Source organism: Spectribacter hydrogenoxidans (genome assembly GCF_031846275.1).
GTDB lineage: Bacteria > Pseudomonadota > Gammaproteobacteria > Nevskiales > Salinisphaeraceae > Spectribacter > Spectribacter hydrogenoxidans.
The window spans coordinates 263,633-286,570 of record NZ_JAVRIB010000002.1; the positions used below are offsets into that span (position 1 = coordinate 263,633).

Consider the following 22,938-nt stretch of genomic DNA (forward strand, 5'->3'; position numbering starts at 1 on the left):
CTAGAGATATCGGGGATATAGATCATGATTCGACGCACGATTCTCGTGGCAATTCTGGGTAGCGGCCTTGTCGCGTCCAGCGCATTCGCCCAGTCCGAACCCGAGCGCCAGGTTGCGGCCGATGTGCCGACAACGGACCGATCGGGTCCCTATCTCAATGTACTTCCGTTTGCATTCTTTCCCGATGACAACCGCCAGACTGATGGCACGGCCAGCGACGGCGTCGCGCTGGGATTTGGCTGGCATCTGCGCGATCAGTTCGATGTCGAGGTGCAGGCCTTCCGGACCGTCATCGAGACCAAGGATCTCAACATCCCCGGCTTCACCGATTTCTATCAGTACGGCATTGGTGTGGACCTGAGATACCGCCTGCTGCGCGGACAGGGGTGGACGCCTTACGGCTTGATCGGTGTCGGTGCGGTGCACAACGATGTCGTGCCTGATTCGGCGGACGACACGGGTGCATTCGGCAACGTCGGTCTCGGGTTCGTGACGGCGGAGCTGGGGGGCTACGCCCTGCGCATTCGTGGCGAGGGCCGCTATATCCATGACGACTACGAATTCGGTTCGGAAAGTGGCATGGATGACTGGCGGCTGAGCCTGGGCGTGGAGATACCGCTCGGTTCCCGTGTGGTGGAAAAAGAAGTGGTGCGCGAAGTTGTCCGCGAGAAGCAGGTCATCAAGGAAGTACCGGCCAAGATCACCGACACCGACGGTGACGGCGTACCCGATCAGAATGATCGATGCCCCGATACGCTCCGGGGTTTGCGTGTGGACAGCCGCGGGTGCGCCGAGCAGAACCAGACATTGCGACTGGACGGCGTGACGTTCGCGCTCAACTCCGCCCGGCTGACGCCGGAGGCACAGGGCACCCTGGATCGCGTCGTTCGGGCACTGCGCGGGCAGCCGACGTTACGCGTGGAAATCGCCGGCCACACCGACAGCACCGGCAGCGCGAGCTACAACCAGAACCTGTCGCAGGAGCGGGCGGCATCGGTTCGGAGTTACCTCGTCAGTGCCGGCATTGATGCTTTCCGCCTGGTCGCTCGGGGCTATGGTGAGACCCAGCCCGTTGCCAGTAACGAAACCGAATACGGCCGTGCGCGCAACCGGCGGGTCGAATTCCGCGTGTTGCAGTGAACGGTGATCAGTCCGAAACCGAGCAGGAATTCCGGAGATCTATCATGAGCTTGAATATTTTCCGCCTGATCATAATGAGCGCCGCGCTTGCCGCAGGCGCTAGCCTGATCGGTTGCGGCGGCGCCGATGGCGACGGTAGTCCCCCTACCACGCCGGTCGACAATGACGCCGACCAGGACGGCGTGAACGACGATGTCGACAACTGCCCGTCCACCCCGAATCCGGCGCAGACCGACTCGGATGGGGATGGTATCGGTGACGCCTGCGACAACGATCGCGACGGTGACGGCATTGCCAACGTGACCGACAACTGCCCGGACACGCCGAATCCGGATCAGATCGACCTGGACGGCGATGGGGTCGGCGACGTCTGCGACGACGTGGTTGACCGGGACGACGACGGCGTTGTGGATGCGGACGATAATTGCCCGGCCATCCCGAATCCGAATCAGCTGGACGCCGATGGCGACGGCATCGGCGATGTCTGTGATGACGATCGCGATGGCGACGGTGTCGACAACGGGCCGGATAATTGCCCGGATACGTCGAATCCGGACCAGACCGATACCAATGGGGACGGCGTGGGCGACGCCTGCACGGATGATGTGGACGGCGACGGCATTCCGGATGTCGCGGATAACTGCCCGACCACCCCCAACGCGAATCAGGCGGATAACGACGACGACGGCATCGGCGATGTCTGTGACCCCGATGATGACAATGACGGGATCCTGGACGATGGCGATGATTCCGGCGCCGTGGACGACAATGTCTGCATGGACGGTGAGACGACCAATTGCGACGACAACTGTCAGTTCACCGCGAATGCCATGCAGGATGATCTGGATGGCGATGGCGCTGGTGATGTCTGTGACCCGGACACCGACGGCGACGGGATCCTGGATGACGGTGACGGCTCCGGCGAGGCGGGGGACAACACCTGCGAGGCCGGGATGGTCACTGATTGCGACGACAATTGTCCGGTTACGCCCAACCCCGATCAGCTCGATGATGATGGCGACGGGGTAGGCGACGCCTGTGACGTGAGTGACCCGGTTGATACCGATGGCGATGGCATCAACGATCCGGATGACAATTGTCCGATGGTGGCCAATCCCGGACAGGCGGACCTGGACGGCGATGGCGTCGGCGATGTCTGCGATCCGGACACTGACGGCGACGGCATCCTGGATGACGGCGACGACTCGGGTGACCCGAATGACAACCCCTGCACGGGCGGGGACGTTGCGAATTGCGACGACAATTGCACGCGCACGCCGAATGCCGATCAGGCTGATTCGGACATGGACGGGATTGGAAACGTCTGTGAGCTTGACGAGGTTGCCTGTGGTACTGGGCCGGAGGCCGAATTCCAGGCCTTGTTGCAGCCCGCCACGGTAGCCTCGGGCACCAATGGCCTGTGCCTGCTCTGTTCGGTACAGAACCCCGAGAATGTCGTTGACGCGGATCTGGCCAACGCGGCGCGCCTCAATGCAGCCGTCGACCTCCTCGGCAGCGTTTTCGTCAGCGTGACCAACGAGAACGGTGACCCAATCACCGCACCGGCCACGGTTGGCTTTGCGGTCAGCAGCCCGGATGCGCTGCTCAGCGTGGATCTGCTGAGCGGACTGGAGATCCAACTGCTTTCCGATGGTGCGGTGGTGCAAAGCGAACCGGCCACACAACTGCTGGATCTCGATCTGCTGGGCATCGTGAACGATGACGAAGTTCGTCTTGCCACCATTGCAGCCAACCAGGCGTTCGATGAAGTTCGCCTGACCTTCGGCGGTGTGGCGGATGTACTCTCAAGCCTGGACGCTTTCGCGGCTTGCGTAAGGGATGATGCACCGGCGCCGTAGGGTTCTGCCGTGAGGCCATGACCGGGATCGGGGCCTGCCGCTTTCCCGGGAACGGTCGGCTTCACAGGTCCGGCATCGCCACTGACGCGATGCCGGACCTTTTTGTTGGCCCCGGCAACTGCTGAGTACGATTCGTCATGGATGCCCTGATGACCCAGCTCACGATCTCGCCGCTTGTCATCGCGGCCATGGTGTTTGGTGGGCTCGTCTTCGGTTTCGTGGCTGCCTGGGCAATCGTACGCCTGCGCGAAGGGCGGCTGCTGGAACGCTTCGAGCACGCGCGCTCCCGGCTCGACGCAACCGAAACCCAGCTCGAGGAAACGCGCCGCCAGTTGTCGTCTCTGCAAAGCGAGAACGCCCGGCTGGAAACCCGGCTGGACAGTGAACGCCGCCAGGCCGAGGAAAAGCTCCAGCTTCTGACCGAGGCCCGGGACAGCTTGACCCACCAGTTCAAGACGCTGTCGCAGGAAATCCTCGAAGAGAAATCCAGGCGCTTCACCGAGCAGAACCGGGCAGGGCTGGAATCCCTTCTCAAGCCATTGAGCGAGCGGATCGCCGGCTTCGAAAAGCAGGTGCGCGAGACCTACAATGAGGAGAACCGCCAGCGTGGGCAGCTCACCGAGCAGCTCCGTCAGCTGCGGGAACTCAATCAGCAGATCGCCGAGGACGCGGTCAATCTGACCAATGCGCTGAAGGGCGAATCCAAGACCCAGGGCAACTGGGGAGAGATGATCCTGGAAACGGTGCTGGAGCGCTCCGGCCTGCTGCCGGGCCAGCATTACGAGACCCAGTTCTCGCAGACCCGCGCCGAGGGCGGGCGCCGGATTCCGGATGCGGTGATCCACCTGCCGGGGGAGCGGGCGATCGTGGTGGATTCCAAGGTGTCGCTGACGGCCTATCTGCGCCTGCACGAGGCCGAGGACGAAAGCGGCCGGGCGGTTGCCCTGCGCGAGCACCTCGAGTCCGTCCGCCGCCACCTGCGCCAGCTTTCGGACAAGGATTACCACGAGGTGCCCAACCAGGCGACGCTGGACTACGTGTTCATGTTCATTCCCTCGGAGGCGGCTTACGTGGAGGCGTTACGCGGCGATTTTTCCCTGCAGCGGCAGGCGCTGGAAGCCAATATCGCCATCGTTTCCCCGACGACGCTCATGCCCATGCTGCGGGCGGTCGCCAACCTCTGGCGATTGCAGAGCCAGGAGGAGAATGCCGCGGAAATTGCCCGCCGTGCCGGCGCCCTCTACGACAAGTTCAAGGGCTTCATCGATGACATGGACAAGCTCGACCGCGGTCTGAAAAGCGCGGTCAGTGCCTATGAGGACGCGCGCGGCAAGCTGGTGGATGGTCGCGGCAATCTGGTCACCCGGGCGGAGAAGCTCAAGAGCCTGGGGGCATCGGCCAGCAAGCGGCTGCCCGCCGAGTGGCGTCGGGCCGGGGCCATCGGCGCCGGTGAAGATGATGATGAAGCCGAGGATCTGGACGAGTCGTCATGACTGCCGGCGTTCAATCCTTCGATATCCACGCCAACGGGCTGCGATTCGCCGTCCGTGCCGCGGGCGAGGGCCCGCTGGTGCTTTGTCTGCACGGCTTTCCCGATTCGGCCCACACGTTCGACGACCTGCTGCCGCGTCTGGCAGCCGAAGGCTATCGGGCCGTGGCGCCGTTCCTGCGTGGCTATGCCCCCACGGCGGCACCGCGGGATGGCGATTGCCGCGTGCCCACACTCGCGCGGGACGTGCTGGGTCTGGCCGATGCCCTGGGCGCGCGGCGCTTCTCGCTGGTCGGGCACGACTGGGGTTCGGTGGTTGCGCTGACCACGGCGGCGATGGCGCCAAGCCGGGTCGACCGGGTGGTAGCAGCCGCGGTACCACCGCTGCGCTGGTTTCTGGCGAACATGCGCCCGGCGCAGATCCTGCGCTCCTGGTACATCGGCTACTTCCAGCTGCCGGGCTGGCCGGAAACCCATCTCGGGCTCTCGGACGGTCGCTTCATTGAATGGATATGGCGGCGCTGGGCGCCGGACTGGGATTTCACCGAGGCCGATATCGCGCCCGTGCGGGCGGCGCTGGCAACGCGGGCCGCGCGCCGGGCCGTCCTCGGGTATTACCGTGGTCTGCCGGGCGCGTTGTTGAGTCTGCGCCGTGCCAGCCGGCGAGGCTGGCTGATTGCGCCGCCCCGGCAGTCAACCCTTTGCATCTATGGCGAACACGATGGGTGCATCGGGCCGGAAATGTGGCGGGGCGTGACCGGTGCCGATTGTCGCGTTGCCGGCCTGGACGCCGGTCATTTCATGCACCGCAAACAGCCGGAAGCATTCGCCGGGATGGTGACGGATTTTCTCTCCGAAGGCGGCATGAATGCCGCCCTACGGTCCGGTCGGCAGGCCGACGCCCGGCAGCTCGCGTAGGGCCGGATTCATCCGGCCGCCCCGATTCGCCGCGGTAACCCGGTTCCGGGTATCAGGTGCGCTGCGGCGCCAGATGTGAAAACGCCCGGAACCGCACCAGCAACAGCGGCAGCAGGGTCAGGTTGGCAATCAGGGCCAGCACCATGGCGGCGCCAGTGAGCAGGCCGAAGTAGATCGTCGGCACGAAGTTCGACAGCACCAGAATCGAGAATCCCAGCGTGACGGTCACGGTGGTGTAGTACACCGCCCGGCCGACGGTGGCGTGTGACCGCTGCACTGCGGCGGCATAGTCACCATCCTGCTGGATTTCGTCACGAAAGCGATGCGCGTAGTGAATGGTGTCGTGCACGCCAATGCCCACGGTGATCGCCGCGATGGTGATGGTCATGATGTCCAGCGGAATCCCGATCCATCCCATCAGGCCCAGCACGGCGCTGGCGGCAACCATGGTCGGCGCCACCCCGATCAGCGCGACCTTGAATGATCGGAACAGCAGCAACAGCATCAGGGCGATGGCGGCAAACACCACGCCGAGGGTGAGAATCTGTGACCGGAACAGGCTCTGCAGCACGTTGTTGTAGAGCACCAGCGGACCGGTCAGGTGAATCTGCTCGGCGGCCAGGCCGAACTTGTCCTGCAGATCGGTGCGGATCTTCTTCAACAAGGCGGAACGGTTCAGGTTCTCGTCGGAGTCGATCACTCGAACGCTCAGCCGGACCTGATTGCCGTTCGGCCCCAGATAGGGGTCGAACAGCGTTTCCTTGATCTCGGTGGGCAACCGGTCGTAGATCAGCGCCAGCGCGAAGTTGTCCAGCGGGCCGCCGTTGATCTGGGTGAGCATATCCATGGTGGTGTCCAGCGACAGCACCTTGCCGGTTTCCGGCAGCTCGTCCAGATAATTGTGGATGGGGTCGAGTTCCTCCAGCGTGAAGCTGTTGAACCAGTAGCTGTTGGCGCTCATGCCGCCGTCGCCGCTTTCCTGTGCAGCCTCCTCGCCGATCGGGAAGCCCTCCGGCGCGTCGATGATGATGTCCAGCGGGGTGGTGCCGCCCAGCTTCTTGTCGATCAGCACCATGCCCTGGTAGATCTCGGTGGATTCCTTGAAGTAGTCGATGAAGCGGTTCTCCACCCCCAGCCGGCTGATGCCTGTCGCGGCGATCACGACAATCAGGGCATAGGCCAACCACGTCAGCCCGGGGAAACGCGCCACCGTCCGCGCGAAGCCGCCGGTGATGCCGGCGGTGATGTCGCGGTCGCCGAACACCGGCGTGCCGGCGCTCAGCCTCGCCAGGGCCGCCGGGTACAGGGCAAACACCACCACGAACGCGATGGCCATGCCGCAGACCATCATGTAGCCGAAGTCGATCACCGGGCGAATCCCGCTGACGATCAGCGAGGCGAACGACACCATCGTCGTCAGCACCGTGAATACGGACGGTGAAAACTTGCTGCGCAGGGTCTCGCTGATCAACGCCCCGTGCCGGGCATCCGGGTTCTCTGCGTGCAGTTCGAGCTGACGCACGACCAGATGCACGATCAGGGACAGGGTGAGGATCAGCACCAGCGAGATGAAGTTGGACGACACCACGGTCACGTGCCAGCCCATCGCGCCGAGAAAACCGAACACGCTCAGAGCCACCGTGGCGCAGATCGCCGCCGGCACCAGCACCCAGCGCACACGGCGGAAGATCACCGCCAGCAGCAGGATCAGCAGCACACCGACGCCGGCACCGAACACCTGAATGTCGCTGCGCACGAACTCGATCATGTCCACCGCAATCATCGGCAGACCGCCCATGTGGATGGTGGCGCCGTCGCGGTACGGGTTCAGAATCTCGCGCACCTCGGCGATCATTGCCGCCTGTTCGCTCTGCTGTTGCCCGCTTACGGTGTCGAATTCGGCTTCCAGTTCCGTCAGCCGGTTTGCCTCGGCCTCGCTCAGCCCTTCGGCTTCCCGCTTGCGGCGCAGCTCGTTCCGGCTGTCGCGCAGTTCGTGATACTGCTCGTCCCGTTTCAGGGTGAGCAGCATGGCCGTGGTCTGCGCGTCGTCGCTGAGCAGCAGATCCTCGTACAGCGGGCTGGTCAGGAACTCCTCCCGTGCCAGTTCCGGGTCGGTATCCTCGTCGAACAGGGTGCGGATGCCCTTCTGGATTTCCGAAAACGACACCGGCGGGCTGTCGATCAGCGGCACGTTCAGGATGCTGGTGACCTCCGCGATCATCCCGACGTCGGCCAGTTCCTCCTGCAGCGCTTCCAGCCGGTCAAGCGCCGGCCGGTTGAACAACCCGTCGGCCGGGTTGTAGGTGACGATCAGGAAATCCTGCGAGCCGTAGCGTTCCGTCATCTTCTGGTAGAACGCCAGGTCCTCGTCGTTCTCCAGCACCAGCGAATCCGCCGAGGCATCCAGCCGGAAATCCTGAGCAAAGAATGCCGCTGCGGCGGCGACTACGGCGGCAAGCAGCCACATCACCCACGGTTGCTCGAGACCAAAGCGTTCGTAGAGCGCGAAGAGAGAGTTTTTCATCGATCATCCGCTGGTAATGGAGGCGTGCCGGCGAATTGGCCGCCGTTGCACCGGACCCGGAGCACTGGTGGATGACGGGCCGGCCCGCTGGCCGAGATGTTACGCGAAATCCCGGTCGGAAAACGTGGCCAGAACCTCGATTGCGGCCATGAGGTTGTGCTGCACATTATCGCAGCGGATTTCGTTGTGATACACCGTCGTGCGCAGGCCGCCATGCACGCGGTCGCGGAGGTCCTCGGGCACGTAGAACATGTCGACCTCATCCTTGAACTGCAGCTGCATGGCGCTGCGCAGGCCCAGCCTGATGGCCGCTCGATAGCGGCGAGCCCGTTTTCGTTGTTTGCATGCCACCGCCAGACGGTAGGCTTCAATCAGCCCCTCAAGATAAACGCCGGTAGACGATGCGTGAGGCGGCCCCCATGGCTGATCCGGATTATAGAACCGGCCGATGGTATCTGCGGTGGGTGCCGTGCGTTCTGTTTGCTGGGCGTGTTCCACCAGCCAGTCGTTCATTTCGAACACGAAATCGGCCAGCTCGTCATCACGGGTCAACTGCCACATGCGGCAGTACGCCATCGTATGCCACGGTACAAACGCGGGGTTTCGGCGCCGGCGATGCCACTTCCGATAGAAGTGGAACGACGTCATGAAACGGACGTGCAGACCGGTATCCCTTGATTCCTCGAACAGCCGAACCCAGTAAACCAGCGCCTCGCCGGGATAGAAGTTCTGGCAATCGTTGCGGTCGGGCGGTTTGACGAATGTTCGAAACGAGCCGTTCGGTTGCCATAGCTCGGCGACCGACCGCTGCAGCGCCTGACGTTGCCGTTGCCACGTTTCCCGGGACGGGTGAGTCTCCAGCGCCAGCGCGGCAAGCGCCAGCCCACCGAGCTTGATCTTCCGATTCCATTCAATCAGCCCGTAGCCGTTTCTTTCCTGGTAGTACGCTTTCAGGTTGTAACGGATATTGTGCTCGGCGCGTTCCATCAACGCCTCGTCCTGCCAATGCCGCGCAGCGCGGATAAGCGCCAGCGTGGCCATCCACTGGCGAATCATGTTGTTGGCCTTGGATTCCTTGCGAATGCTTGGCCAGTACTTGTAGGTCATCCGGCCATTGGCTCGCAGATTCGCTGTCATCCAGTCAGTGGCACGCCTTGCAAACGCCTCCACGCCGGCGCGCGTGACGGCCGCCATGGGCACGGTGCGGCTGCCGCGCTGCATGGCGAGCGCGGCTGCTGGCTCCGGGTTTTCTGTCTTGACCATGACAAGCCATTGGCTGGCATCGAACGTCCGGACCTCGGCTTGCGTCATATCTTTCTCGGACAGCTTGAACTCACGCCGAAACACGCCCTCAGTTGCCTCTTTCGACCGATTGGTGGCGAGCATGTAAGTGGGCGCATATCGGGCCAAGTGATCGCCCTGCCGGATAGCCAGCCCGCGGATGCCGCGCTGGACATTGGGCAGTAATGGTTCCCCGTCCGGCGGGTGCGATCGAGGTTGATGCGTCAGGACTAATTCCAGGGTGTCGATTCCCGCTTTCGTTGTCTGGCCGGAGACCTGTCGAACCGCGTTCGTGATCGCTGAATGCGTCGACTCACCCGCCCCCCACGCATCGGCCAGGCGCCGCCCCGCGCGCCGGGCGGCGACATATACCGGCCCATCGAGGTGCGCGAGCCGAGTCAGAGGGGGGAGATCATGGGTCGGGTTTCCCGACCAGGCGGCCAGCACGATATCTGCCAGCGCAGCGTCGTCAGCGCTATCGATGGATACCCTGCTTGTCGGTAGTTTGCGCCGCCGCCAGAGCCGCATGGGACCTCGCTCGTCTAGCTGGAGCCTGCATTGTAGCCGGGGTTCTCCGCGCCCGGCCTTGCTATGATTTACATTTGTATCGAGTGCTTGAGGCTGATCTTGATTAAACGTGTATCCACGGTATGTACCGGCAATATCTGCCGAAGCCCCCTCGCCGAAGCGATACTGCGCAAGGCGCTACCGGAATGCGAGGTAACCTCGGCGGGCGTAGGAGCCCTGGTCGGCTACCCGGCGGAAGATCACGCGCAGGCCATTGCCAGTGAAAACGGGCTGGATATTATGACCCACCGCGCCCGGCAGGTGACCGCGGCATGGGCCGCGGAACAGGATCTCATCCTGACCATGGATGCCGGGCACAACGAGTGGTTCTTCCGGCACGCGCCCCAGATTCGCGGGCGGATTTTCCTTCTGGGGCATTGGCAAAACACGACGGAAGTGCCAGACCCCTACGGTCATGATCGGGCGGCTTTCGAGAAAGCCTTTGCGCAAATCAGCGCGTTCTCGGCAGACTGGATTTCCCGTATTCGGGTAATGAACGGCTGATTATCGCGCGCTTGTTCGTGGATACACGCCAAACTGCAAGCAACCGAACTCCGCGACCGAGCATTTCCGCAGGCCCCGCCGTTGTACCGATCATGAACTCGCCTTAACAATTTCTTAACCAACGGATTGCGATAATCACGGATACCCTTGGCGACGTTGGGCGTGGTGATCAGGTCGAGATGGCAGGAAAAGTTAATGCATCCGCGGTTTGATCCCCCGCGCGCGAAAGTGGTAGTTTGCCTGCAAGCACTCTCGCTATTCTGGAGAGACCAATGAAAACATGGCTGTTCGCGGCATTGCTCCTGGCCGGGCAACTGATCCCTTCGACCGCGTCTTTCGCCGCGAATGGCGACGATGATGATGACGGCGCCGGTGAATTGGATAGCGGCGGGCCCACCGATCAGGCGCCTGGACTGACCGATACCTACGTCGATGAAATTGCCGGCACGGGGCTCTTGTTGGGGCTCTATCTGGCTGCCAGCGATGGTGGCGGCGTTGGCTTCGACGGCGGTACCGGAGACGGCGACGGTGATGGAGACGGCGACGGCGACGGCGACGGTGATGGAGACGGCGACGGTGATGGAGACGGTGACGGCGACGGCGACGGCGACGGTGATGGAGACGGCGACGGCGACGGTGATGGAGACGGCGACGGCGACGGTGATGGAGACGGCGACGGCGACGGCGACGGTGATGGAGACGGCGACGGCGACGGTGATGGAGACGGCGACGGCGACGGCGACGGTGATGGAGACGGCGATGACGACGACGACACTGACACCGATACCGACACGGACACGGATACTGACACCGACACGGGAACGGATACCGGCACCGACACCGGGACAGCAACGGCTACCGCCACTGCGACTGGTACGGGCACCGGCACCGGGACGGCGACTGGCTCTAATTAATTGACCAGGCTGAGCTTGCTGGTATGCGGTGACCAATAATGAAAAAGGATGAGTTGGCCGCCTTCGGGCGGCCAATTTTTTTGGTCATTTTCTTTGGGCTTGCAAGCAATCTGGTGGCGTGCAGCGCCGGGCTGGATGACGTCCTTGGCGCGCTAGTGGGCAGCCTGGTCGCTGAAACGGCGCCTGACGTGGCGGCACGCGCGGAAGCGATTTCGTACGCCAGCATCAAGCTCACCGTGGATGGCCGTGGTGGTTTGATGGTGATGTCTCGTGCCAGCGATAGCCTTACTTACTGGCAAACCGCGAAGCGGCAGACATTCGTGTTGAACAACGGGAATCTGAGCCACACCGCCGGCCTGTCCACGGATGTCCTGAGCACCCGCTTTATCCTGGGCCGTCTGGACACCTTGCCGTGGCGCGTAGCTGATGAACGGCCGGTGAGCTACGAGCTTGTGCGTACCTGGCAGACCCGGGCGGGAGAGGTCGTGCAAGCCCGCGGGCGTGCGGAGCTGGTGTGCCAATCGGATCTCGAGTCGGTGGAGCTCCCACTCATCACGCTGGATCTTCGGCGATGCGAGGAGTCCGTGACATGGCCGGCAGGCACTACCACGGACTCCACGCTGTGGTTGGGCAAGAATTCCGGCCGCATATGGGCCGCCCGGGTGCAGCCGGTACCGGATGGCGACGTGTACGAATGGCAGGTTGCCCGCCCATGGTGGTAGGCGGGTAGGGCGAATGCGAACGACCGCGACACCGCTGCTCGGGCGTTTGCTTTGCCGCGGACGCCGCACCGAACAGCATCACGGCCTTCTGAGGCAATCCCCGGCGATTCTGCTGTCGGCGCTGATGTGTCTCGGCGTGAGCTCGGTGGCGATTGCTGGCAACGGGCAAGCGGCCACAGACGGGCAGCGCTCCCGCGCGACATCGCTACTGGATGCCTGGTTGGGCATGCCTGATCTCGGTCGGGTGGATTGGAACTTTTCCTTTATCCGGACCCCGCGAACCGAGCATGAGCGCCGTCACCAGCGGAAAGCCATTTTGCAGGAGCTGCAGCGCCTGGCCAATCTGGACCATCTTCCGGCCCCACGCAAAGCCCAGTTCCTGGCATGGCGGCAGGCGGTTGAATCACTTCGCGGATTTCGGGTTCCGGGTCGCTGGGGGCCGGCCGACCTGCTGGCGCACCCCGAGCAAGCGCCGCCCCTATCCGCCTTGTCGAGCTTCGGCTATTGCGAGCCGGCCAGAACAGTCGAGGTCTGGGACGAGAATGGCGTTCATCGCCTGCCCTGGGAGCAAGCCGCAAGTGTGGCCGCACTCATTGATCGCGGCGCATTGGTGCTTTCCAGCGACGCGGAATGGATAACGGTCATCCAGCCATGGGGTAAGCGCAAGCGGGTCGGCGTGGCCGCCTGGAACGCCGGCAGATCAAGGTTGGTGGCGGGTGCCCGGGTGGTGGCGCCCACTCACCTTCAAGGCACCACGCCCACGTGGCTTAACAGGGCCCTGCCGGATTTTCTGGCGCACGTGGTCGCCGGGCGCGAATGTCGCACTTTCACGCCGCCTGGCGCCTGAGACGCTGATAACGCCATGGCGGTGATTAGGCAACAGCGTGTGCTCGTGGGGAGCCTTGTGTTGATAAGCGCCTCGTTCTGCGCATGCGCCGGCAAGGCAGCGCTGGCCGAAGACGCGGATGTCGACACCGGCGAACACGCCGTATTTCAGACCGACTTCGGCGGCGTTGGCCTGCTGCAAAAGCCCACAGCCCGCATGGCGCCGCTGGCCCGTTTTTCCGGCCAGTATTTGCGCGTTGATCCGTACGAAAACTACACCCTCAGCTTTCAACCATTCGAGTGGGCCGAGGTGGGTCTCCGGTATACCGAAATTCGCAACCGAAGGTATCGGGCCAGCGACGATCCTGATCGGAACCTGCTGGATAAGGGGTTTGACGCGAAGTTTCGGCTACTCGAAGAAAGCCGCTTTCGTCCAAGCGTCGCTTTGGGATTCCGGGATGTCGGCGGTACGGGTTTGTTTAGCGGCGAATACCTGGTCGCCAGCAAGCGGTTCCACGATTTCGATTTCAGCCTGGGCGTGGGTTGGGGCTATTTTTCGCTGGGCTCCGATATTACGAACCCCCTGGGCACGGTGATGGACCGCTTCGATAGCCGGGCCAACCGTGGCCGATCGGATGGCGGGCTGGGCGGCGAGTTCAACTTCGGCAGCCTGTTCGTCGGGCCGATCGGCCTATTCGGCGGCGTGCAGTACCGGACACCCATCGACGGCTTGTATGCGCAACTCGAATACGATGGTAATGATTACCAGAACGAGCCGCAAAATAATGCGTTCGAACGAGATTCCCCCTTCAACGTCGGCCTGCGTTACCGGCTGACGGACTGGATTTCCCTGACGGCGGCCTGGGAACGGGGCAATCAGGCCCGTCTGGGCGCCACCATTACCGTGAATCTCGCGGAGATCGGCCAGCCAAAGGCAGACCCGCCCGAACCGCGGGTCAATCCCGCGCCAGAGCGGACCACCAGGGAGTGGAGCAAGGTCAGCCGAGCGTTGGCTGCCAATGCGGGCGTGCGCGTTTCGCGCATTCTCAGGGAGGTGGATACGCTCACCGTCGAAGGCGAACCGATCAAGTACCGCGCCCTGGCGGAATCCGAACTGCGCGCCAGCCGGATTCTGCACAATGTCACCGCGGACGAATTTTCCGAATTTCGTTTCCGCTGGAAATCGGTCGGCCTGCAACTGCGGGAAGATGTATTGCCGAGAGAGCCGTTGCCAAAGCTCCCGTTCCTGGGCGCAACCACCGATACCAACGAGTTTCATGACCAGGATTTCCGCCAGCAGGTCTATGCGCAGGATGTCCCACGGTCCGAGGAGCAGCGCCCCACGGCGGAAACGCTTTACGAGCAGGACCCGCAATCATTCTATTACGCCGTAACCCCGGGCTATAAGCAGCTTTTCGGCGGGCCCGACGGTTATCTGCAGCAATTGATCGGTCGTCTTACGCTGGATTACCGCACCGACGAGAACGGATGGTTGTCCGCAGTGATCGCGGCTAACCTCTGGAGTACGTTCGAGGGTGCCGACTTCCTGGGCCCATCGCAGCTCCCGCGAGCTCGCACGTTCATCAAGAGGTACTACCAGGATGTCGACGTTGGTCTGTACAACCTGCAGTACTCCCGTACCAGGCGCCTTGCCGATGACTGGTATGCGCTGGCCTATGCCGGCATTCTGGAGTTGATGTATACCGGCGTGGGCGGCGAATTGATGTACCGTCCGTTCGATAGTTGGTTCGCCCTTGGTTTTGATGCAAACTACGTGCGCCAAAGGGAGTTCGACCAGCGTTTCGGTCTGCGCGATTACGCTACCGTTACGGGCCATGCGACGGCCTACATGGAAACCGGCATCAAGGACGTCCTGGCAAAAGTCAGCGTTGGCAGGTATCTTGCCCGCGACGTGGGGGTAACATTCGATTTCTCCCGGCGCTTTGATTCCGGGATTCGATTCGGCGCATTCGCAACATTCACCAGCGCGGGCGATAAATTCGGCGAGGGTAGCTTCGACAAGGGGCTGTACCTGAACATCCCGATGGACTTCTTCTACAACACGTCGAGCCGCGAAAAGGTATCGCTGTTGTACCGCCCCCTGACCCGGGATGGCGGCGCCAAACTCAACCGCCGCTACCAGCTATACGATTTGACGTCGGACCGAGATACAGACGGATACTGGCGCGGTTTTGAGCGGAGCGCCGATGAATAGTCGCGTTGAAGTACGGTTGCCACTCCGGATAAGGCACGAACAATGGTGAACTCGATTCGAAGCAGCGTGGCCTGGTTGGCGCTGGTCGCCGCATTGACGGGATGCGCACTGCCGGGACTCAATCCGAGCGTGGACGGGGCGGAATCCGCGGCAACCTACCAACCGCCCGACCGCGAAGGCGGTACCGTGCTGAACTTCTCGCCGGTCATCGAGCGCATCACCCCGGAACTGATCCTGGAGCAGCGTCGCAACCAGTCGGAGCGGTTCGAGCAGGTCAGACAGCAGCTGACCGGAGATAAGTCGCCCATGGCCGCCAACCCGTACCGTATTGGCGTTGGCGACGTACTGGCGATCATCGTATTCGGCCACCCGGATATCACCAACCCGGCAGGCACCACCCAGAACTTCGAGTCCTCGGGCCGCCTGGTGGATGCCGATGGCCAGATCTACGTCCCGTTCGTGGGCGAGATCACGGTGGAAGACAACACCATCGATCAGGTCCGCGAGGAGATTACCGCCGGACTCAGTGACGTGATCCGCGACCCGCAGGTTGACGTCAAGGTACTGAACTACCGCAGCAAGAAGGTCTACATCACCGGCGATATCAGCAAACCCTGCGTGATACCGATCCAGGATGTCCCGCTGACGGTAGTGGACGCGCTGGATGCCTGCCAGTCCCTGGTATCCGAGCGTGATCCGCTGGTTGCCGGCGTGAACGCCATCGAATTGATTCGGGGCGATCAGCGGGAGCAACTGAACCTGTCGCAGCGCTATCGGCGCGGCGGTGAACCGATTCTGCTGCAGGCCGGTGACCAACTCATCGTGAATGACAGCTTCAACCGCGTGTTTCTCGTCGGTGAGTTTTCCCAGCAGACGGCTGCGCCTTTCTCCGCCGGCGGCATGAGCCTGTCAGACGCAATGCTGGCCGCGGGCGGGCTGAATCTGGGCACGGCTGACGCCGGCAGCGTTTACGTGATCCGCGGCTTTGTCGAACCCGACGTGGACGCCGAATCCGGCGTGCAGATCAACAAGCGGCCGCGTGTTTATCACCTCAACTCCGATTCCATGCAGGCATTCCTCCTGGCGGATCAGTTCCAGTTGCGCCCGAGGGATGTTGTTTTCGCAGCCCCGGCGAGCCTGGTGAATTTCAACCGCGCGCTGGCGCAGATCACCCCGTCGCTTAACGTCCTGTTCCAGAGTGCCCTGATCTACGACAGGGCACGCGACCGCAATTAACCGAGCCGAATAGCATGAACCAGGGGCAACAGCTGCCGCCTGCGCCCGCGTCCGGGTCAGGCCGTATGGACCGAGATGACTGGAGTGACGAGATCGATCTGGCCCGGCTCTGGGCAGTGATCCGTGGCGGCAGATGGAAGATTGCCGCCTGTATCGCGCTGGCGATACTCGGCGCAATCTTCTATCTGTTCGTGGCACAGCCTCAGTATCGGGCGGATGCACTGCTCCAGATTGAAACCGAGGGTTCGTCACCGCTTAGCGGTCTGTCATCGGAACTGGGACAGCTGACCGGCAAGAACACCAGCCCCGCGCAATCCGAGATTTCAATCATCAAATCCCGGTCCGTCCTGGGCGCGACCGTTGATGCCCTGCATCTACAGACGCACGCGGCGCCGAAATACTTTCCCGTTATCGGTGAGTCCATTGCCGCCCGCCGCGACGCACCGCGGCAGGCATCGACAGAGGATCAGCTGGCCGCACCGGAAGAACTGGGCTGGTTTCCGCAGTTCGTGTGGCAGCCAGCCGAGATCAGCGTCACCAGGATGGAGGTGCCCCAGGACCTGATGGGCACGCCGTTCACCCTCCGGGCAATCGGCGGTGATGGCTACCGGCTGTACGGACCGGATGGCGAAGCCGTGTTGACCGGCGAAGTCGGTCAACCGGCCGAGGGCAAAACCCGCACCGGCCACTCAGTCCGGATCTTTGTTCGGGCCTTGCAAGCCGGTGGACTGCCGGTGGATTTTTCGGTGGTGCCGCGGGCCTGGCTTAGTGTTGTGGAAGATCTGCAGCGGAGTCTGTCCGTATCGGAAAGAGGTGACGACACTGGGGTGGTGAGCATCAGCCTCGAGGGAACCGAGCGTGACAGGATCACCACGATCGTCAACGAGATCGCCGAAACCTATCTGCGGCAGAACGTGGAGGCAAAGTCCAAGGAGGCGGAGAAAAGTCTCGAATTTCTGGATGAGCAGCTTCCCGAGCTCAGGTCGGAAGTCCGCGCTGCAGAAACGAAACTGGCCGAGTATCGCGAGGAGAAAAAGGCAATTGACCTGACGGCGGAAGCCCAGGCGCTGTTGGATCAGGTGGTATCGCTGGAGGACAAGCGTTCGCAGTTGCAGATGAAGTTCGCCGAACTGCGGCAGAGATACACGGGGGATCATCCGGCCCTGACGGCCGCCCGGGAACAAATGGAGCGGCTGCAGCAGGAGCGTGAGCAGATCGAGAGCCAGGTGGGCCGGCTACCGGATGCCCAGAAGGAGATACTGCGGCTTCAGCGGGACCTCGAAGTCAATACACAACTTTATACCGAGCTGATCAAGCGCGCCCAGGAACTGCGCGTGGTCAAGGCCGGCACTATCGGCAACGTGCGCATCATCGATAGTGCGGTGCGGCCGGTGAAGGCAGTCAGCCCCAGAAGCGCATTGGTGTTCATGCTGTCGCTCCTTCTCGGGGGTATGTTCGGGCTCGGGCTGATATTCGTGCAAATGGCATTGCGCCGCGGCGTCAATGACCCTGGGGAAATCGAGAAACAACTGGGGTTGTCGGTTTACGCGGTGGTCCCCTTCAGCCCCTGGCTGCATCGCCAAACACAACGGGCCCGTCGCCGGCGGGAAGCAATGCCGCTACTGGCGCGTGACCGCGGCGATGAGGTGGGTGTGGAGGCACTGCGCAGCTTCCGCACCAGTCTGTACTTCGCGCAAATGGATGCGGAAAGCAACATCATCCTGTTCACCGGGCCGGCCCCTGGTGTGGGCAAGTCGTTCATCAGCATGAATCTGGCTTACCTGCTGTCGGACATAGGCCAGAAAGTCGTCGTGGTCGACGGGGATTTGCGCAAGGGGCGCCTGCACGAGTTCACGACAAGTCGCAGCCGCGAGCCCGGGTTGTCGCAAGTGATATCGGGCCAGGCCACCCTGGATGAGGCCCTGCATACGATCGAGGGATCCCGGATAAACCTCATCACCACCGGTCAGTTGCCGCCGAATCCGTCCGAGCTGCTCATGCGCAAGGAATTTCGCACCGTGATGGAAGACCTGAAGCAGCGCTTCGATCTCGTGCTGATCGACGTACCGCCGATTCTCGCGGTGACGGATGCAGCCATTATCGCAGGCTCCATGCCGGGCATCGTGCCATTCATGGTGGCTCGTGCCGGGGTGCATCCGATGGCGGAAATTGAGGAAAGCGTAAAGCGCATGGCCCAGACGGGCGCGCCGGTTGCCGGCGTCATATTTAACGGGTTAACCAAATCACATGCGGATAACGCCGGCGCCTACCAGTATTACCAGTACGAATACAAGGCCCGCGGTTAGCCGCGGCACGCAACCAGGGCATTCCCGAAATGGCTGAACAGTTTGCGCGCCTGCGCGAAAAATTTGAGGGTAATCGGGCAAGGATTGCCGTCATCGGGCTTGGCTATGTAGGTCTGCCGTTGGCAATCCGGTTCACCGAAGAACGTTTCCCGGTGATGGGGCTGGATGTCGACGAAGACAAGGTCTCCACGCTCAAAGGCGGGAAGAGCTACATAGCCCATATTTCCAGCGTCAAGATCGGCGAAGCGCTGGCCGCTGGCTTTGAAGTCACTGCGGACATGGCGGCGGTGGCGACCGCGGATGTAATCATCCTGTGTCTGCCCACACCGCTGGGGCAGCATCGGGAGCCGGATCTGAGTTTTGTGCTGCGGACCCTGGATACAATTATCCCGCATCTGAGGCCCGGACAGCTCATCAGTCTGGAAAGCACGACATATCCGGGCACGACGGACGAGAAACTCAAGCCCAGAATCGAGAACAGGGGGTTCGTAGTTGGCGAGGACATATTCCTCGTCTATTCCCCCGAACGAGAAGACCCGGCGAATCCGGATTTCAGCACCCGCACCATCCCGAAGATCTGCGGCGGCATTACGCCGCATTGCGCCGAGCTCGGACGCTTGTTGTACGAAAGCATTGTTGACCAGGTCGTCCCGGTCAGCTCCACCCGGGCCGGCGAGATGACCAAGCTGTTGGAAAACATTCACCGTGCCGTGAATATTGGCTTGGTCAACGAGATGAAAATCATCGCGGACCGCATGGGGATCGATCTTTTCGAGGTAATCGAGGCTGCCGCCACAAAACCTTTCGGCTTCGTGCCTTACTACCCGGGCCCGGGCCTCGGCGGACACTGTATACCGATCGACCCGTTCTACCTCACATGGAAAGCTCGCGAATTCGGCCTGCATACCCGCTTTATCGAACTCGCCGGCGAGATCAACTCCAGCATGCCGGAGTACGTACTCAGCAAGATCGCGGATGGGCTGAACGAGCAGGGCAAACCGATCCGAGGGAGTCGGATACTGGTACTGGGCATCGCCTACAAGAAGAACGTTGACGACATGAGGGAATCCCCGAGCGTTGCCATCATGGAGCTGCTGCGCGACAAGGGGGGCGAAGTCGCCTATTCCGATCCCCATGTGCCTCGCTTCCCGAAATTGCGCGCGCATCAATTCGAGCTATCCAGCGTGCCCCTGTCGGCGGATACGCTAGCCGACTACGACGCGGTTCTGCTCGCCACCAACCATGACGGCTTCGACTACGAACTGATCCGTGATAACGCGCGCCTGATCATCGATACACGCGGTGTCTATCGCGATGCCGCGCCGCACATCTTCAAGGCCTGACATGTTGAGTCCCGATTACGCACCAATCACTGGCCGCAAAGTGCGTTTTGCCGTTGTCGGCTGTGGGCGCATCGCTGCGAATCACTTCGGGGCGTTTGAGCAGCATGCTGATCGATGCGAGGTAGTCGATGTCTGCGACGTTGATCCGGCAGCCCTGAAGGAAGCGGTGGAGCGCACCGGCGCACAAGGACATCAACGGCTGGACAGAATGCTAGCCGCCACCAGCGCAGATTGCGTCGTCCTGACCACGCCCAGTGGTTTGCATCCCACCCAGGCCACCGCGGTGGCCCGGAGTGGTCGACACGTGGTCACCGAAAAGCCGATGGCGACACGTTGGAAAGATGGGCTGTCGATGGTCGAGGCCTGCGACCAGGCTGGTGTGCGTCTATTTGTTGTCAAGCAGAACCGCCGTAACGAGACCCTCCAGCTGCTGAAGCAGGCGGTTGAGCAGGGGCGCTTCGGGCGTATCTACAGCGTTGCCCTCAACGTCTTCTGGACGCGTCCGCAGGACTATTACGACAGCGCCAGGTGGCGGGGTACCTGGGAGTTCGATGGCGGTGCGTTCATGAATCAGGCCAGTCATTACATTGACCTGCTTGACTGGCTTATCGGCCCCGTTGAGAGCGTCATGGCTTACACCGGCACGCTTGCCCGCAACATCGAGGTGGAAGACACGGGCGCCGCCGCGATTCAATGGCGCAATGGCGCCATGGGCACACTTAACGTCACGATGCTGACGTATCCGAAGAATTATGAGGGCAGCATCACCATCTTGGGGGAAAAGGGTACCGTGCGCATTGGTGGCGTCGCGGTCAACGACATCCAGCACTGGGAGTTCGACGAGCCGCGGCCGGAAGACGAAAATGTCAGGGAAGCCAACTACGCGACGACCAGTGTCTACGGCTTTGGCCACCCGATTTACTACGACAATGTCATCCAGACCCTGCGTGGTGAGGCGGAGCCGGAAACCGATGGCCGCGAAGGCCTGAAGTCGCTGGAATTGATCATCGCGATGTACCTGTCGGCCCGTGACGGGCGGCGGGTTGCCCTGCCGCTGGAGTATTGACGATGAGCGCCACGGTGCACTCGACCGCTATCGTTGACGAGGGCGCACAGATTGGCGAGGGCAGCCGTGTCTGGCATTGGGTGCACGTATGCGGCGGTGCGCGTGTTGGTAAGAACGTGTCGCTGGGTCAGAACGTATTTGTCGGCAATCGGGTTGTCATTGGCGACCGGTGCAAAGTTCAGAACAATGTGAGCCTTTATGACGGCGTAACCCTCGAAGAAGGCGTTTTCTGCGCACCCTCGATGGTATTTACCAATGTCCATAACCCTCGCGCCCTGATCGAGCGCAAGAATGAGTACCGCGACACCCTGGTGAAACGCGGCGCCAGTTTGGGCGCGAACTGCACCATTGTCTGTGGCATCACCATCGGTGAATACGCTTTCGTCGGCGCCGGCGCCGTCATCACAAAGAACGTCCCCGCCTACGCCCTCATGGTAGGAATACCGGGCAGGCAGATTGGCTGGATGAGCCGCTACGGTGAGCAGATACCCTTGCCACTCAGCGGAGAAGGGGAATACACCTGCCCTCACGGCGGCGAAAGCTACCGTCTGAGCGACAACACACTGATCTGTCTAAGCCCATGAATATCCCTTTTATCGATCTAAAGGCCCAGTACGAAGAGATCAAGCCGCAGGTCCAGGCGCGCATCAACACCGTGCTGGAGCACGGCCAGTACATCATGGGCCCGGAAGTCCGCGAGTTGGAGGAGCGCCTGCAGGAATACACCGGCGCCAGGCACTGCATCACCGTCGCCAGTGGCACCGAAGCCCTGCTCATCAGCCTCATGGCGCTGGACATTGGCCCAGGCGACGAAGTCATCACCACCCCGTTCACCTTCGTCGCTACCGCGGAGGTTATTGTGCTGCTGGGTGCAAAGCCGGTCTTCGTGGACGTCGAGCCGGACACCGGCAACATCAACGCTGCCTTGATCGAAGACGGGATCACCGAGCGAACGAAAGCCATCATGCCGGTCAGCCTCTACGGTCAGCCGGCGGCCATGGATGAGATCAACGCCATTGCTGCCCGTCACGGCAATATCCCCGTCATTGAGGACGCCGCGCAAAGCTTTGGCGCCGAATACAAGGGCAGGAAATCCTGCAACCTATCCACTATCGGTTGCACCAGCTTCTTCCCCAGCAAACCGCTGGGCTGCTACGGCGACGGTGGCGCCATTTTTACGAGTGACGACACTATCGCGCGGGCCTGCCGAGAAATCCGCGTGCACGGCCAAAGCCAGCGCTATGTGCACAGCCGCATTGGCGTCGGTGGCCGCATGGACACCCTGCAGGCTGCCATCGTCCTCGCCAAGTTGGACCGCTTTGACTGGGAAGTCGAGCAGCGGATCGCTATCGGCCAGCGATACAAGCAGCTCATGGACGAAGCCGGCATCCAGCGCGTCCAGCAGCGCGAAGACCGCACCAGCGTGTTCGCGCAGTACACGATCATGCTGGAAGACCGCGACACGATCCAGACCCACCTGAAGCTGGCCGGTATCCCCACTGCTGTGCACTATCCGGTACCGCTAAACAAGCAGCTCGCCTATGAGCACCTGTGCTCCACGGAATGCACACCCGTATCAGCCAAGCTTTCCCAACGGGTCATGAGCTTGCCCATGTACCCCGTGCTGGGTCATGACGCCCAACAGTCCATCGTCGGCGTGCTTGCGCAGACGAGCGAAAGCCCGGCATCAACGAGCCTCTGAAACGGCTGCTGCCGAAGAACAAGTTTACGCGTGCCGTTTCGGTGCGGGCTGGCGGCGGTCGGAGCAAATTGTACAATTGTCTGTGGCGTCGGCACCTGTGAGTACGCGTTCCCCGGTGCGAGTGCGGTGATCAACAAGCACGTGCCCGCTGACGCTCTCATGGTTGGCGTGCCCGCAAGGCAAATCGGCTGGATGAGTCAATATGATGAGCAGTTGGATCTGCCGCTGGCGGGGAAGGGTAAGGTCTCATGTGAGCTTGCCGGTGCTGTCTATGTGCTTGAGAACGGCACATTGCGCGTTGAAGTCTAGTGTCGGGAGAGCATCGGC

The 22,938-nt window shown here is 62.0% G+C and carries 17 protein-coding genes and 1 pseudogene; 16 read left to right on the forward strand and 2 right to left on the reverse strand.

Translation table 11 applies throughout. The features are described from left to right. Positions 1-24: 24 nt before the first annotated feature. The 4 genes from RM532_RS03040 to RM532_RS03065 all read left to right on the forward strand — a co-directional run bounded on the left by RM532_RS03040 (position 25) and on the right by RM532_RS03065 (position 5,406). Positions 25-1,140, forward strand: coding sequence for an OmpA family protein (locus RM532_RS03040; protein ID WP_311651658.1), 1,116 nt, complete (start codon positions 25-27; stop codon positions 1,138-1,140). A gap of 44 nt (positions 1,141-1,184) precedes the next feature. After that, complete coding sequence (locus RM532_RS15900; protein ID WP_349255248.1) at positions 1,185-2,999, forward strand: thrombospondin type 3 repeat-containing protein; 1,815 nt, start codon at positions 1,185-1,187, stop codon at positions 2,997-2,999. Positions 3,000-3,148: 149 nt separating this feature from the next. Continuing rightward, positions 3,149-4,492 carry a DNA recombination protein RmuC gene (locus RM532_RS03060; protein ID WP_311651659.1) on the forward strand — a complete coding sequence of 448 codons (1,344 nt, stop codon included), beginning with the start codon at positions 3,149-3,151 and terminating at the stop codon, positions 4,490-4,492. After that, on the forward strand, positions 4,489-5,406 hold the full coding sequence (locus tag RM532_RS03065) for an alpha/beta fold hydrolase (protein ID WP_311651660.1): 918 nt from the start codon (positions 4,489-4,491) through the stop codon (positions 5,404-5,406). The genes RM532_RS03060 and RM532_RS03065 overlap by 4 nt, the downstream gene beginning before the upstream one ends. Before the next feature lie 52 nt (positions 5,407-5,458). On the opposite strand, the gene RM532_RS03070 is transcribed toward RM532_RS03065, so the two are convergent. Together RM532_RS03070 and RM532_RS03075 are read right to left on the reverse strand one after the other, a co-directional pair. Beyond that, positions 5,459-7,930, reverse strand: a complete 2,472-nt coding sequence (locus RM532_RS03070; RefSeq protein ID WP_311651661.1) for an efflux RND transporter permease subunit — start codon at positions 7,928-7,930, stop codon at positions 5,459-5,461. A 99-nt stretch (positions 7,931-8,029) separates the two neighbouring features. Next, positions 8,030-9,739, reverse strand: a complete 1,710-nt coding sequence (locus tag RM532_RS03075; protein WP_311651662.1) for a hypothetical protein — start codon at positions 9,737-9,739, stop codon at positions 8,030-8,032. Between the two features lie 87 nt (positions 9,740-9,826). Between RM532_RS03075 and RM532_RS03080 the strand changes: the two genes are divergently transcribed. From RM532_RS03080 to RM532_RS03135, 12 genes and pseudogenes are all read left to right on the forward strand, one after another. Next, the gene (locus RM532_RS03080) at positions 9,827-10,282 is read left to right on the forward strand and encodes a low molecular weight protein-tyrosine-phosphatase (protein WP_311651663.1); all 456 of its coding nucleotides are present in this window, start codon (positions 9,827-9,829) and stop codon (positions 10,280-10,282) included. A 272-nt stretch (positions 10,283-10,554) separates the two neighbouring features. After that, a complete protein-coding gene (locus RM532_RS03085; protein WP_311651664.1) occupies positions 10,555-11,196 on the forward strand; it encodes a hypothetical protein in 642 nt (213 codons plus the stop codon). 38 nt (positions 11,197-11,234) lie between these two features. Beyond that, positions 11,235-11,918, forward strand: coding sequence for a YjbF family lipoprotein (locus RM532_RS03090; RefSeq protein WP_311651665.1), 684 nt, complete (start codon positions 11,235-11,237; stop codon positions 11,916-11,918). 13 nt (positions 11,919-11,931) lie between these two features. Continuing rightward, positions 11,932-12,765, forward strand: coding sequence for a capsule biosynthesis GfcC family protein (locus RM532_RS03095; RefSeq protein WP_311651666.1), 834 nt, complete (start codon positions 11,932-11,934; stop codon positions 12,763-12,765). Between the two features lie 15 nt (positions 12,766-12,780). After that, positions 12,781-14,958 carry a YjbH domain-containing protein gene (locus RM532_RS03100; protein ID WP_311651667.1) on the forward strand — a complete coding sequence of 726 codons (2,178 nt, stop codon included), beginning with the start codon at positions 12,781-12,783 and terminating at the stop codon, positions 14,956-14,958. Between the two features lie 42 nt (positions 14,959-15,000). Continuing rightward, a complete protein-coding gene (locus RM532_RS03105) occupies positions 15,001-16,194 on the forward strand; it encodes a polysaccharide biosynthesis/export family protein (protein ID WP_311651668.1) in 1,194 nt (397 codons plus the stop codon). 14 nt (positions 16,195-16,208) lie between these two features. Further along, on the forward strand, positions 16,209-18,500 hold the full coding sequence (locus RM532_RS03110) for a polysaccharide biosynthesis tyrosine autokinase (RefSeq protein WP_311651669.1): 2,292 nt from the start codon (positions 16,209-16,211) through the stop codon (positions 18,498-18,500). A gap of 29 nt (positions 18,501-18,529) precedes the next feature. Then, complete coding sequence (locus RM532_RS03115; protein WP_311651670.1) at positions 18,530-19,843, forward strand: nucleotide sugar dehydrogenase; 1,314 nt, start codon at positions 18,530-18,532, stop codon at positions 19,841-19,843. Position 19,844: 1 nt separating this feature from the next. Then, entirely contained in the window at positions 19,845-20,909 is a 1,065-nt protein-coding gene (locus tag RM532_RS03120) for a Gfo/Idh/MocA family protein (RefSeq protein ID WP_311651671.1), read from the forward strand. A 2-nt stretch (positions 20,910-20,911) separates the two neighbouring features. Then, positions 20,912-21,493 (forward strand): acyltransferase, encoded by a 582-nt coding sequence (locus tag RM532_RS03125; protein ID WP_311651672.1) that lies wholly within the window; start codon positions 20,912-20,914, stop codon positions 21,491-21,493. Next, entirely contained in the window at positions 21,490-22,611 is a 1,122-nt protein-coding gene (locus RM532_RS03130) for a DegT/DnrJ/EryC1/StrS family aminotransferase (RefSeq protein WP_311651673.1), read from the forward strand. Before RM532_RS03125 ends, RM532_RS03130 begins: the two co-directional genes overlap by 4 nt. A 51-nt stretch (positions 22,612-22,662) precedes the next feature. Further along, positions 22,663-22,920: pseudogene (locus RM532_RS03135) on the forward strand (LbetaH domain-containing protein); the annotation flags it as partial. Positions 22,921-22,938 lie beyond the last annotated feature (18 nt).